General features: G+C 60.2%; 12 protein-coding genes. 4 read left to right on the top strand and 8 right to left on the bottom strand.

Annotated elements, in window-relative coordinates:
• Positions 1 to 10: 10 nt before the first annotated feature.
• Positions 11 to 1,240: a (E)-4-hydroxy-3-methylbut-2-enyl-diphosphate synthase gene (gene ispG / locus NW814_RS02370; RefSeq protein ID WP_414405072.1), complete on the bottom strand. Its 1,230-nt coding sequence runs from the start codon at positions 1,238 to 1,240 to the stop codon at positions 11 to 13.
• A gap of 140 nt (positions 1,241 to 1,380) precedes the next feature.
• Positions 1,381 to 1,908, bottom strand: coding sequence for a bifunctional nuclease family protein (locus NW814_RS02365; RefSeq protein WP_414395286.1), 528 nt, complete (start codon positions 1,906 to 1,908; stop codon positions 1,381 to 1,383).
• Positions 1,909 to 1,973: 65 nt separating this feature from the next.
• Between NW814_RS02365 and NW814_RS02360 the strand changes: the two genes are divergently transcribed.
• Entirely contained in the window at positions 1,974 to 2,750 is a 777-nt protein-coding gene (locus tag NW814_RS02360; RefSeq protein ID WP_414405071.1) for a cobalt-precorrin-6A reductase, read from the top strand.
• Here the strand turns inward: NW814_RS02360 and NW814_RS02355 are convergent.
• Positions 2,747 to 3,103, bottom strand: a complete 357-nt coding sequence (locus tag NW814_RS02355) for a single-stranded DNA-binding protein (protein ID WP_414405070.1) — start codon at positions 3,101 to 3,103, stop codon at positions 2,747 to 2,749. The two genes, NW814_RS02360 and NW814_RS02355, sit on opposite strands and share 4 nt — an antisense overlap.
• Positions 3,104 to 3,312: 209 nt before the next feature.
• On the opposite strand from NW814_RS02355, the gene NW814_RS02350 reads away from it, so the two are divergent.
• Positions 3,313 to 5,469 (top strand): NAD(P)H-quinone oxidoreductase subunit 5, encoded by a 2,157-nt coding sequence (locus NW814_RS02350; RefSeq protein ID WP_414405069.1) that lies wholly within the window; start codon positions 3,313 to 3,315, stop codon positions 5,467 to 5,469.
• A 113-nt stretch (positions 5,470 to 5,582) separates the two neighbouring features.
• Here the strand turns inward: NW814_RS02350 and NW814_RS02345 are convergent, their stop codons facing one another.
• Entirely contained in the window at positions 5,583 to 6,233 is a 651-nt protein-coding gene (locus NW814_RS02345) for a peroxiredoxin (RefSeq protein WP_414395276.1), read from the bottom strand.
• A 317-nt stretch (positions 6,234 to 6,550) separates the two neighbouring features.
• Between NW814_RS02345 and NW814_RS02340 the strand changes: the two genes are divergently transcribed.
• On the top strand, positions 6,551 to 7,597 hold the full coding sequence (locus NW814_RS02340; RefSeq protein WP_414405068.1) for a hypothetical protein: 1,047 nt from the start codon (positions 6,551 to 6,553) through the stop codon (positions 7,595 to 7,597).
• 7 nt (positions 7,598 to 7,604) lie between these two features.
• On the opposite strand, the gene NW814_RS02335 is transcribed toward NW814_RS02340, so the two are convergent.
• From NW814_RS02335 to psbU, 4 genes are all read right to left on the bottom strand, one after another.
• Complete coding sequence (locus NW814_RS02335; protein ID WP_414405067.1) at positions 7,605 to 8,441, bottom strand: alpha/beta hydrolase; 837 nt, start codon at positions 8,439 to 8,441, stop codon at positions 7,605 to 7,607.
• A 94-nt stretch (positions 8,442 to 8,535) separates the two neighbouring features.
• Positions 8,536 to 9,120, bottom strand: coding sequence for a type II CAAX prenyl endopeptidase Rce1 family protein (locus tag NW814_RS02330; protein WP_414395267.1), 585 nt, complete (start codon positions 9,118 to 9,120; stop codon positions 8,536 to 8,538).
• A gap of 106 nt (positions 9,121 to 9,226) precedes the next feature.
• On the bottom strand, positions 9,227 to 10,306 hold the full coding sequence (gene csaB, locus NW814_RS02325) for a polysaccharide pyruvyl transferase CsaB (protein WP_414405066.1): 1,080 nt from the start codon (positions 10,304 to 10,306) through the stop codon (positions 9,227 to 9,229).
• Between the two features lie 148 nt (positions 10,307 to 10,454).
• On the bottom strand, positions 10,455 to 10,817 hold the full coding sequence (gene psbU, locus NW814_RS02320) for a photosystem II complex extrinsic protein PsbU (protein WP_414395262.1): 363 nt from the start codon (positions 10,815 to 10,817) through the stop codon (positions 10,455 to 10,457).
• A gap of 195 nt (positions 10,818 to 11,012) precedes the next feature.
• Between psbU and gcvP the strand changes: the two genes are divergently transcribed.
• The coding region (gene gcvP, locus NW814_RS02315; RefSeq protein WP_414405065.1) for an aminomethyl-transferring glycine dehydrogenase at positions 11,013 to 13,252 on the top strand (2,240 nt) is incomplete at its 3' end.

Here is a 13,252-nt window from a genome sequence, read left to right as displayed (position 1 = left end):
GGGGAGCTGGCTAATTGTTGGGACTTCCAGGCGGATCCACCCAGCGACCATCGGCTTTGATGAGCTCGATCAAAGCCTGGACAGCCTCCGATTCCGGTACTCTTTTCACTTCTTCTTTGCCGCGGTAGAGGGAAATTACTCCTGGCGTCCTGCCCACATAGCCGTAGTCGGCGTCGGCCATTTCCCCAGGCCCGTTGACAATGCAGCCCATGACGGCAATGTCGAGGCCCACCAGATGCTGGGTTGCCGCCCGCACCTTCTGCAGCACTTCCTCCAGGTTGAAGAGGGTACGCCCACAGGAAGGACAGGCCACGTATTCCACCATGGTCTTGCGCAGGTTGAGAGCCTGCAAAATACCGTAGGCCACCGGGATCTCTTTTTCCGGCGCTTCCGTGAGAGAGACGCGGATGGTGTCGCCAATCCCTTCAGCCAAGAGCGTCCCGATCCCTACCGCTGACTTGATGCGGCCGTACTCTCCGTCTCCAGCCTCGGTTACACCCAGATGGAAGGGATAGTTTAGCCCTAGGGCGTCGAAGCGGCGAGCTGCCAAGCGGTAGGCGGCCAACATCACCTGGGGACGGGAAGCCTTGAACGAGAGAACTACATTGTGGAAGTCTTGCTCAGCGCAGATCTCGGCATACTCCAGAGCCGACTCCACCATCCCCTCAGGCGTGTCACCGTAGAGAAAGAGCATCCGCTCCGCGAGGGATCCGTGGTTGACGCCAATGCGCAGGGCTTTGTTCTGGGCTTTGAGGGCCTGTACAAGGGGGACAAAAGCCTCGCGGATCTCGCTGCGGATGGCCTCTAGTTCAGCTTTTGTGTACTCCGTGCGCCCCGGCTGCGGCTTCTCTACAACGAACAAGCCAGGATTGATGCGCACTTTGTCGACGTACTTGGCCACTTCCAGGGCCACCTTGAGACCGTTGTGGTGGACGTCAGCCACCAGCGGCACTGGCTTGTAGGTTTGAATCAGCCTCTCCCGAATGACCTCCATGGCCTTGGCGTGGGCCAGGCTGGGAACGGCAACCCGCACGATTTCCGAGCCCGCTTCGTGCAGCCGGCGAATTGCAGCCACCGCCGCGTCAATATTGAGCACGTCTTCGTTGATCATCGACTGCACCACCACTGGGTGCTGGCTGCCGATCAACACCTCGCCAACTGCCACCGTGCGGGTGGGGCGACGGGGGTAGACCGGTTCTGGGTAGGGCTGCTGGGGGTTGGGCCGCTCCAGAGTTGGCATGGCTTGCTCAAAAGGTCTGCTCTAGCTTGATTGTAGGCGGAAACGTCCCCCTAGCGGCTACCCTTAGAAAGGCTTTCCAGGCAGCCCACCGCCTGCCCTACCCAGCTCAACTCCAGCAGACGGGGAAAAAAGACAGTGACTTAGCTGTCTGCCTCTGTGGGGGAATCCGTCGGGTAGTCTGGGAGGGGTCGGTTGCGAATAAAGTCTCTGGGCGTTACGTTTTCCACAAACTTGCGGAAGGCCTCCCGCTCCGCTTCATCGGCATCCTGATTCATGGGGATCGAGGCTTCGGCAATGACCTCCTCTACCGTCCAGATGGGGGCGTGGGCTCGCAGAGCCAGGGCAATACCATCGCTGGGACGGCAGTCGATCTCCTGCTTTTTGTCACCGCTAACAGTAACCAGCACCGCATAAAAAGTGTTGTCCAGCAAGGCGTGGATAATGACCCGCTCCAGCTTGATTCCCCAGGCCTTCCAGGAGTTGAGGATAAGATCGTGGGTCATGGGACGGAGCGGCTTCTGATCATCCAACGCTTGCAAAATGGCATTGGCTTCTGCTTTTCCTACCCAGATAGGCAGAGCACGACGCCCATGGGTATCGCGCAGGATGACAATGGGGCTCTGGTTAACGGCATCAACCGCAATCCCAGCCACCTCCATCTCAATCATGGTCAACTGCCTCCAGCCTTTGGATCTCGATCGTATCTACGGGCAGAAAACTTTGGCAACACGGCATGAGCTCAATCGGGAGGTCAAGGGCGGTAGCTCTCCTTGGCGGCACCCGTGAAAGCCGCTGCATAGCCCTGGCCCTTAGTCAAGAAGGGATCCCCTGGATAGCCACGGTTACCACGGAAAGGGGCAGCCGGCTCTACCAGGGTTTGCCGGGTCAGGTGATGGTCACTTGCTTCTCAGCTGCATCTTTGGAACAATTCCTGCGAGAGTACCGGATTGGCGTGCTGGTGGATGCCTCTCATCCCTTTGCCCAGCAGATCTCGCAACTGGCCATTCAGGTAACAGCCCAAGTTGGGATCCCCTACCTGCGCTACGAACGCCCTTCGGAAAATCTAGAGCCCTGGGTGCAGGTAGTGCCGGACTGGCAGGCAGTCCTAGCCGAGAGCGTGCTGGCGGGACGGCGGGTGCTCTTGACGGTGGGGGTGAAGCCGTTGCCCTTGTTTGTCCCCTGGCAGAATCGCTGCCAGTTGTACGCGCGGGTGCTGCCGGAGTCAGTTTCCCAGGCAGTGCAGGCTGGGATTGCTGCTGAGCGGGTGATTGGCAGGCGTTTGCCCCTTAGCTTTGAGGAGGAACTGCAGCTTTGGCGGAAGCTAGAGCCCCAAGTGGTTATCAGTAAGAACTCTGGAGAAGCCGGCGGTCTTCTCATTAAGCAGGCCGTGGCCAAAACCCTGGAGATCCCCCTCTTGGTGATCCAGCGGCCTTCCTTAAGCTACCCCTGGTGTAGCCAGGATTTGGCTGAGGTGGTGCGGGAGTGCAAGCGTCGGCTGGAGGGGACTTAGAACGGCTCCTCTACCGGTAGGTCAGGCTCACGATCCTGACGGGATCCCAGCAGCTCCAGCCGCTCCACGGCAATAACGGGCCGCTGGCGCTCCTCGCCTGTGGATCTATCTTTCCAGCGCTCAAACTTAAGACTGCCCGTCACCCCGACGAGGCTGCCTTTACGCACATATTCTCCGGCCACTTCAGCGGTGCGCCCCCACAGCTCCAGGTTAAACCAATCGGGCTTGTCTTCACCTTTGCGGAAGCGGTTTACCGCCAGGCTAAAGGTACACACCACCTTGCCCGACTCGAAGTAGCGCACTTCCGGATCCATACCCGCCCGGCCCACTAGGGTCACCAGGTTTAGGCTCATGGGCTTTTCTCCAGACCACTGACCGCCTTTGGCTCTAGTTGTAGCGCCTGCCAGGGCATCTTGTTGCAGGAGAGGCGTTGATTGTGTTGCAAAGATTTACAATGTCAGAAGCCCCAGAGCAACTGCCAGCCTCTATCCCGTAGGCAGATGCTCACCGGCCAGCAGGGAGGGTTTACTCCGGCAAGAGGACGCGTTCAGCACCGTTGGCTATGGAATTTATCTACACATACGCCTGGTTGATCCCTGTCTATCCCTTGGTGGCAGCTTTTCTACTTGGCTTGGGCATTTTGGTGTTCAACGCCTGGACAAGGGCCAACCGGGCTCTGGCTGCCTTTTTGAGTGTATTTGCGACGGGGACGGCAATGGTCCACGCCTTTGCCCTCTTGGCCAGCCAACTCCAAGGCCATGAGACTGTCCTCAAGACCATTAGCTGGGCTCAGGCGGGCTCCTTCTCCCTCGACATGGGCTTTGTGGTGGATCACCTGAGCGCCATGATGCTGGTGGTGGTGACCACGGTGGCCTTCTTGGTGCAGATCTACTCCGACGGCTACATGGCTCAGGATCCCGGCTATGTGCGTTTCTACGCCTACCTGAGCCTATTTGCTTCCTCGATGCTGGGTCTGGTTCTTAGCCCCAACCTGGTGCAGATCTACATTTTCTGGGAGCTGGTGGGGATGTGCTCCTACCTGCTGATTGGGTTTTGGTACGACCGGCAGACGGCAGCGGAGGCAGCCCAGAAGGCATTTGTCGTCAACCGGGTGGGGGACTTTGGACTGCTGCTAGGCATTTTGGGCTTTTACTGGGTCTCCGGCACTTTTGGGTTTGAGGAGCTGGCCCACAATCTAGAACAGAGGGTGGCCAGTGGGGCGGTAAGCAGCAGCCTAGTGGCCCTCTTTGCCGTGTTGGTGTTCTTGGGGCCGGTGGCCAAGTCGGCTCAGTTTCCGCTACACGTGTGGCTGCCGGATGCCATGGAAGGTCCCACGCCCATTTCCGCCCTCATCCACGCGGCCACGATGGTGGCAGCAGGGGTATTCCTGTTGGCGCGCATGTTCCCGGTGCTGGAAGGGATCCCGCTGGCCATGGATCTCATTGCCTGGACGGGGGCAGGCACGGCTTTCTTGGGGGCCAGCATTGCCATCACCCAAAACGACATCAAAAAGGGCCTGGCCTACTCCACCATTTCCCAACTGGGCTACATGGTCATGGCCATGGGATCCGGTGCCTATGGGGCTAGCTTGTTTCACCTAATGACCCACGCCTACTTCAAGGCGCTGCTCTTTCTGTGCTCTGGCTCGGTCATCCACGGTATGGAAGCAGTGGTGGGCCACGACCCGGTTTTGGCCCAGGACATGCGTTTGATGGGGGGCCTGCGCAAATACATGCCGGTTACGGCCATTACGTTCTTAATTGGCACGCTGGCCATCTGTGGGATCCCGCCCTTTGCCGGCTTTTGGTCTAAGGATGAGATCTTGGCTTCAGTTTTTGAGCACAACCCGGCCCTCTGGGGGGTGGGCTTCCTTACGGCAGGGATCACTGCCTTCTACATGTTCCGCATCTACTTCCTCACCTTTGAAGGGGAGTTCCGCGGCACCAACCTGAGACTGCGCCAGGAGGTAGCCGTCAGCCAAGGTCGACCGGTGCCAGCTTTTGCCTATGCGTTTGCCGGGAAGGAGGCAGCCTTTGGGCCTGGAGCCATGAACATCCACGAAAAGCCCCAGCCCAGCAGCCACCCTGAAGCTGTGGAAGACGGACACGATAGGCACGGTCACGCCACCAAGCCGCATGAGTCTCCTCTGTCGATGACGATTCCGCTGGTGGCGCTGGCTGTTCCCTCGGTGCTGATTGGCTTGGTGGGTACTCCCTTTGCCAACTGCTTCGAGGCGTTCATCCCTCCGCCCAGCGAGTCGGCAACAGAGGTCAGCTCCCCCTGGGCCCAGGTGGCAGCCGAGTGGCAGGGGGTGCTCGGCGGTCACTTCAACTGGACGGAGTTTGCCATCATGGCGGGCAGCTCGGTGGGCATTGGGCTAATTGGGATTGCCCTGGCCGGTCTCATCTACTGGCAGAAGCGCCTTGATCCCAGCACTTTCCCCCGCAGCCTGCAGCCGCTGTACTACTTCTCCCTCAACAAGTGGTACCTCGACGACCTCTACGAGCGCGTCTTTGTGCGGGGCACCCGCTTTGTGGCACGGGAGGCGCTGGAAGTGGACAGCCGCATTGTGGACGGGGTGGTCAACCTGACGGGACTGGTGGCGATGGTCGGCGGCGAGGTGATGAAATACCTGGAGAATGGCAAGGCCCAGTTCTATGCCCTGATCATCTTTGCAGCGGTGGTGGTGATGGTGGTACTTGCTGGGGTTGGAATTTAGGCTGGGGCAGCGCTGCCCACACTAACAAGGATCCCCTGGCCGGGGATCCTAGCTGGGGAAGAGATCACAGCCTCCAGCAAAGAAGGGATCCCTTCCTGCCAAGTGGGTTGGACTTACTTATTGGGCTGAGGGGTGACCCGCAAGTAGGGCTTGAGCTCCTTGTAGCCCTTCGGGAACTTTTCTTTCAGCACCTCTGGATCTTGCAGGGAAGGCGGGATGATGACGTCGTCGCCATCTTTCCAGTCAGCAGGGGTAACGACGTTGTACTTATCCGACAACTGCAGAGCATCAATGACCCGCAAGATCTCATCGAAATTGCGGCCTGTGCTGGCTGGGTAGGTGATGATTAGGCGTATCTTCTTGTTGGGATCGATGATAAATACCGACCGGACGGTTAGGGGCAGCCCCTCTTGGTTGAGGTTGGTCTGATCCAGCATGCCGTAGAGCTGGGAGACCTTGCGGTCGGCATCCGCCAAAATGGGATAGGTCACCTGGGCATTCTGGGTTTCCTCAATGTCTTTCACCCAGCCAACGTGGGAGTCCACGTCGTCCACACTGAGGCCCAGCACTTTCACGCCCCGCTTCTCAAATTCGGGCATTAGCTTGGCAACCCTGCCCAGTTCGGTGGTGCAGACTGGCGTGTAGTCGGCAGGGTGCGAGAACAACACTACCCAGCTATCCCCAGCCCAGGAATAGAAGTCGATGTCGCCGTGGGTGGACTTTTGCGTAAAGTTAGGGGCAGTGTCCCCAAGTCGGAGAGACATACGCTCTATCCTCCCTAAGATGCAGTGCGGTAAGACAGGGATCCGAAACCCTTCAATTCCATTTCTTTTGATCTTGCCACACAAACCCCACTTTTCCGAGCGGATTTAGGTAATTTTAAGATCATCGTCACCTTGCCGGCAGCAGGAAGGGCTTTTCGCTGCTAGGTTGCGTTGCAAACAGGACGCGCGGATCCCGACATCCCCTTAAGTTCTTTTAAGTTCTTTATGGTCTGCAACGAGGAGGGGTAGCATTCTAAACAAGCAGTGGCATTCCAGGAGTATGCTGGATAACCTAGTTCCCCCCGGCAGGAGAACTAATGGAAAACGTGGAGACAGTCACAATCTATAGCTTGGCCACTCTGTGGGCCCAAAAATATGTAGACAAGCTGAGGGCGCAGGCGGCTGGGGGTGGGCCGCTAGGCCTGCAACTAGCCGACAGGGTGAAGGGATCCCTGCGCTTTGCCAGCTCCCAGGCCTGGGCGAAAACGGAAAAGCTCTTGGCTTCCGAAATACCACGGCAGGGACTGGATCCGGACTTAATCGATCCCTGGAAAATTGCGGAGGACTCTCAAAGTCTCTTTGAGCAGGCAGCCCAGAGCTGCGAGGAGGGCATCCCTCCCTCCCGCTTTTCGGTGAAGATCGCGCCCCTCTGCGGTCAACTGCGGGCTCGTTACAGCGAGCGGGATCCGCGAGTGCTCGGCTTCTTGAGCATGCAGTTCCACTACACCGGACAAATGCTGCTGCAGGCCCTGTTGCCTGAGGAGCGCAGCCTCTTCTACCCCTACTTGAAGGTGATGGACGACCACCTGTACATGCCGCTGCAGAAGATGTACCAGGCTGCTGCCGACCAGGCGGGGGACAGTCCTTCTGTTTCTCTAGTGGCCATTCAGGAACTGTTACCCATGGTTACCAGCGTAGCTGAGTTCATCTGTGCCGAGGTGGCAGAACGTTTCAGCGGCTACTGCTGCGAGAGTGGCCCCCTGACAGATCTTGGAGTGCGGGCTTCCAGCATCCGTGATGTGGAGATGTTTCAGGTGTACCTGGGCCTCTGTGCCCTAGAAGGCAGCCTCGCCGCTGTGCAGCAGGAGCTGTTTCCCCTTTGCGTAATGCTTTATCCCCCTCTGAAGGTGGGCTGGGAGCTGGTGCGGCAGATGTTGGAGCTGCTGGACAAGTCTCTGCAATCTCGTCTGACGTCGGCTAGCTACGCCGTCCTACTGCCTTACCTGAAAGCTGTGCAGGGCATGTTCTCGCTGGAGGTTTTCCCTGAAAACGACCCAATCTGGAGCTATCACCCCGACGTGGTGCGCTTTCTGGAGCCGGCGCGGCAGCTCTTGCAAGAACTGCTGAATCAAAAGGCCGGCTGAGTATTCCCTACTTCCCCGAGAAGCGGCTAGGCTCCACCAGCTCGGCCACAAATTGGTGCAAAAGGGGCAGGTAGCGATCTCCGGCCACCTGTAGCAGGTTGTTGTGATCTGCTCCCTTAATGGCCACTAAGCGCTTGGGATCCCGTGCTGCTTGGTAAAGAGCTTCGGCATGCCAGAAGGGGATCAGGCGATCCTGGTTGCCGTGCAAGATCAGCAGCGGACAATTGATGTGGGCAATGCGGCTGAGGTTGTCGAAGCGATCAAAGGGCAGCAGCGGGATGCGGGTCAAGACGCGAAAAGTGCTTACAAAGGTCGACTCCAGGATCAGGCCCCCCACCGGCTTTTGGGTTGCTAAGTAAACCGAGGGCCCGCCTCCCACCGAGCGCCCGTAGACCAAAATCCGCTCCGGCGGGATCCCTTGGGCAATGAGATAGGCGTAGGCCGCCTCAATGTCCCTATAGGCGCCGGCCTCGGAAGGGATCCCTTCGCTGGTGCCGTAGCCCCGGTAGTCGTAGGCTAGGACGGCAAATCCTCCCTGCTGCAGGCCCACTAGGCGAGGCAAGATATCTCCCAAGTCCTCGGCGTTGCCGTGGCTGTAGAGAAGGGTATAGGTGGCTTGGGGATTGGGCAGGTACACCGCCGAAATCTGCAGGCCATCAGAGGTGGTGAGCTTGAGAATGGCATCCCCATCCTGGTAGCTGGCGGGGCGGGGCAGAAAGATCAGCCGCTCCGATTGAAACCAGCCCAGCCAGAGCAGGTAGCCGTACACCACTAAGCCAACAAGCAGCAGGGATCGCCCCAGCCGCAGCCACGGGAAGAACCCGAAACTCAAAGGCTTGCCCATCGCTCGACTTGGCCTCCAGACCATTCCCCTCACCCTCAGACCCTCTAGGAGAGGGGGGACGGGTGGCGTGCCGGCAGCGGCGACGTCGGGCACTTCAGGACTCGGCTGGCAGGGCAGAACATTTCCAGAGGCAAACCCCAATCCAGTTGACCAGGGTGTGGGCGACGATAGTTACCAACAAGTTTCCCGACAGCCACACTCCCATCCCCAGCAGAATGCCCACGGCGCTGGCCCAGAGGGCATAGGGCCAACCCTGCCACTCTAGCCAATGCAAAACCCCAAACAAGAAGCCGCTCAAGAGGATTCCACCCGTCCACCCCAAGGGGCTGGCCGCCAGGGCTGCCATCAGCACGCCGCGAAATAGCCATTCCTCGCTCCAGCCCGGCAGCACCCCCACCCAGAAGATATCCCGCCACTGCAAGGGATCCGCCACGAGGTGCAAGTAGCTAGAGGCTGCCCGGCGATAGGCTGGCCAAAGCCAGTAAGCCCCGCCGCTAAGCAGCGCCACCCCCAGACCCAGGGCTGCCCCCCAGGCCAAAGCCAGGGGATCCCAGCGAAAGGGTACCGATAGGGATCCCAGCCAGATCCAGAGGCCAGCGATGAGCGCCAGGAGCAGGCTGGTCAGGCTCATCCCCATCAAGATCTGTTGGCGCGTGCAGGGCTGAATCTCGGCACTCATGGGAAGGGTCGCTCGGGCACCCTATTCCCAGCGTAGAGCGAATCCCGACGAGAACGGCTATGCTTTCTCCAGCCCTCGAGGGCGGAGCTTGGGATTCCCCCTTTTTTCAAGACAAGTGCTGCCTTAGCAACTGGGCGTGCTGGGCCGATCGCTCTACCCAAACGGCCACCTGGTCAGGGCTGAGGGCTGGCCCGTCGGCATAGCAGGCTAGCCAAGCCTGGTGCAGCGCCTCGGGATCTTCCGGGATCTCCTCTAGATCCCAGCCGGGCATGCCCAATTCCTCAAGCAGCGTTTTCACTTTGGGATCGTAGCTGAGGCCAAAGCAGGCACAGCCCTCGGCTGCCGCCATCACCAAGCCGTGGTAGCGCATAACAATGGCCAATCTCACCCCCCGAAAGACCCCCTTTAAGAGATAGGGATCCCGGATTTCCACCACCTGGCTGTGGTGGGGCAGGCGATGGTAAAGCTGCTGGGCCAAGTGGTAGTCTGGCCCTAGGTCAAGGGATCCGGGAGGAGCTAGCTGAAAGGGCACGAAAAGAAGATAGGCCCCCGTGGCAGCCTGGAGGCGTCGCAAGGCTTCCGCCAAAGTTTCCAGTCGCGCTGGAGTGAGCTGGGGATGCTGCCGCAGGACCACAGCAATGCGGGGCTGAGGCCACGTCTCCCATTCGGGCAAAGTTTTGGCAGGCAGGCCCCAAACCGGATCCGGGGCTACTTGGTGGGGGATCCCCCACTCCTGGAGGTAGCGGGAGGCCACTCCGTCACGCACGCTGATGGCTGTACAGCTTGCTAGAGAGTGGCGGGCCAGCTTGCGGATCCAGCGCCGCTCCAAGGGGCCGATCCCCTGCGCCCAAGCCAAGGTTTTCAGCCCCCGCCGCTGGGCCCAGAGCATCAGTCCCAGGTAGTAGAGGGGGCTGCGCCAACTGGTGCGATCCTGCAGCAGGCTACCCCCGCCCCAGATGAAAGCCTGAGCCTGGGCCAAACAGCGCTGCAAAGCCCAGGCATCAAAGCGTGGACAGGCCAGCACCCCATAGGTGGCAGCGGTTGCCTCAGGGCAGGGAGAAAGCACCACCGGCTGTACGGGGTTGGGCAACTGCCGGAGCTGCTGCAGCAGAACCAGCAACAAGGCCTCGTCGCCGGCATTGCCGTAGCCGTAGTAGCCACAGATCAAAACCTGTGGCCGTTTCATCGCGCCTCCTCGGCTGGTTTGCCCCAGACGGAATCCTCAGGGTTTGCTGGAGAGCCCTGGGGATCCCAGCGCCAGCAGGCAAGGGACTCGGGAAGCCCCTCTACCCGCTAGACGTGTCGTACTAGGGGAATTGCACTTCTTGGGAGAATCAGCCGTAGTAGCCTTGGTTGATGCGGTTTTCCAGCTGGCTAGCCCCTTCGCGGTACTCTCCAAACACAAAGTTCTCCGCGTTGGCCCTAATCAGCGCCTTTTGCTGCTCCGTCAGCTCCGGGATCTTCAGCATGTCCTCTAGGCTCTTGTAGGGAGCGTTTTTCACCAGGATGCGAGCCAGAGTAGGGTAGAAGCCAGGCAACTGGCGGTAGTTGCGCAGGATGGTGTTGTTGACGTCAATGGGAGTGTCAAGGTGTCTTACCGGCGGCAGCTCCGCCGCCACGGCAGGGATCCCCAAGGAGGCCAAGCCCAGGCAAAGCAGCAAGAGGAAGGGCAACCAAGTCGACAGCAGCCGGCGCATAGCACCACCTCTCCAGACAGGGTTGAAAGCAGCCATACCAACGCTCACGGGATAGATTTTAGTGTCTCATCCTCGCTACCTTGCATCGAGCCTCAAACTCGGATTTGTATACCGGCGGAAATAATTTTTAACAACTATGATCAGGAAACAGCCCGCTTGCAGCTGGCTGACTTCCTCTTGCCCTTGGCTTGTCCTATGTCCAACTCCACACAGCTCCACCCCCATCCCCTTGGCTCCTCTGGGCAGCACGCTCTTCAACCTCCCCTTGCCCCCGATCCTGAGCTAGAGCTGCTAGAGCAGCGGGAACTCTTCGTCTGGCGGCACCTCGGGCCGGATGCCGGGCAGATCCGCCAGATGCTGCAGGCCCTGGGGCTGAGCTCCCTCCGCGAGCTGGTGGAAAAGGCAGTGCCAGCAACCCTTCGCAGCAATCGGCCCTTGCAGTTGGGATCTCCCTGCAGCGAGCAGGAGGTGTTGGCGGAGCTGAGGGCAATGGCGGCCCAGAACCAGGTGTGGCGCTCTTTTTTGGGCATGGGCTATTCCAACTGCCTGACGCCGCCGGTAATTCAGCGCAACATCCTGGAAAACCCTGCCTGGTACACGCCCTACACTCCCTACCAGGCGGAGATTGCCCAGGGGCGGCTAGAAGCCCTGCTCAACTTCCAGACAATGGTTGTGGATCTAACGGGAATGGAGATCGCCAACGCCTCTCTACTGGACGAGGCCACTGCGGCTGCCGAAGCCATGAGCCTGGCCTACACCTTGGCGGGCAAGCGATCTCCAGTTTTTTGGGTGGATTGCGGCTGCCATCCCCAGACCATTGCCGTAGTGCAGACACGGGCAGAGCCCTTGGGGATCCAGGTGCGCGTGGCGGATCCTTCGCAGTTTGAGCTTGAGCACGGCTTTGGCCTGCTCTTACAGTATCCCAACACCTATGGGGAGATCCGGGATTACCGCGACCTGGTGGAGCGGGCCCACCAGAGAGGGATGGTGGTAACGGTAGCCGCCGACTTGCTTAGCCTAACTCTCTTGCAACCGCCAGGAGAATGGGGGGCGGACGTTGTGGTGGGAACCACCCAGCGCTTCGGGGTGCCCCTGGGCTACGGCGGCCCCCATGCAGCCTACTTTGCCACCCGCGAGGCCCACAAACGGCTGCTGCCGGGGCGCCTGGTGGGGATCTCCCAAGATGCCCAGGGAAGGCCGGCCCTACGCTTGGCCTTGCAAACCCGAGAGCAGCACATCCGCCGCGACAAGGCCACCAGCAACATCTGCACTGCCCAGGTGCTCTTGGCCGTGGTGGCCTCCATGTATGCCGTCTACCACGGCCCGTGCGGCCTGCGGCAAATTGCCCAACGCGTCCACCGCCAGGCCCATCAGCTAGCCGCCGCAATCCGCCAGTTGGGCTACAGGGTGGGGCCAGAGTATTTCTTCGACACCTTCTGGGTAAGGGCAGCCTCCCCAGAGCAGGTGCAGCAGCTCCAGGAGCGGGCCGCCCAGAAGCGCATTAACCTGCGACGGATCGACGACGTCACCCTGGGGATCAGCTTGGACGAGGCCACCACCGCTCAGGACCTGCGCGATCTCTGGCAGATCTTTGCCGGTTCTGAAGAGCTAGGCTGGGATCCCGAGGGCCTGAGTTTGGATCCCAACCAAAGCCTGCCGCCTCAGCTCTTGCGCTCCACTCCCTACCTCACCCATCCGGTGTTCAACCGCTACCACTCGGAAACGGAGCTGCAGCGCTATATCCACCGTCTGCAGAGCCGGGATCTCTCCCTTGTCCACGCAATGATCCCCCTCGGCTCCTGCACCATGAAGCTCAATGCCGCGGCAGAGATGCTGCCCATAACCTGGCCGGAGTTTGCCCAGCTCCACCCCTTTGTGCCCCTGGAGCAGGCGCGGGGCTATCAAACCCTCTTTGCCCAGCTGGAGCGAATGCTGGCGGAGATCACGGGCTTTGCCGGTGTCTCCCTGCAGCCCAACGCCGGCTCCCAGGGGGAATATGCCGGCTTGCTGGCCATTCGCCGCTATCACCAGGCCCGCGGGGAAAGCCAGCGCCAGGTGTGCCTGATCCCCACCTCTGCCCATGGCACTAACCCTGCCAGCGCCGTCATGGCGGGGATGCAGGTAGTGAGCGTGGCCTGCGACAGGGCCGGCAACATTGACCTCGAAGACCTGCGGGCCAAGGTGGAGCAGCATCGGGAACGCCTGGCAGCTTTGATGATCACCTACCCTTCCACCCATGGGGTATTTGAGGAGGGGATCCGCGAGATTTGCCAGATGATCCACGAGGCGGGGGGGCAGGTGTACATGGATGGGGCCAACCTCAATGCCCAGGTGGGCCTCTGCCGTCCTGCGGAGCTGGGAGCGGATGTCTGCCACCTCAACCTGCACAAGACCTTCTGCATCCCCCACGGCGGGGGCGGGCCGGGGGTGGGGCC

The sequence above is a fragment of the Synechococcus sp. R65.1 genome (assembly GCF_047461755.1).
Taxonomy (GTDB): Bacteria; Cyanobacteriota; Cyanobacteriia; order Thermostichales; family Thermostichaceae; genus Thermostichus.
The sequence above is the reverse complement of the archived record's forward strand: the minus strand, read 5'-3'. Positions and strand labels throughout refer to the sequence as shown.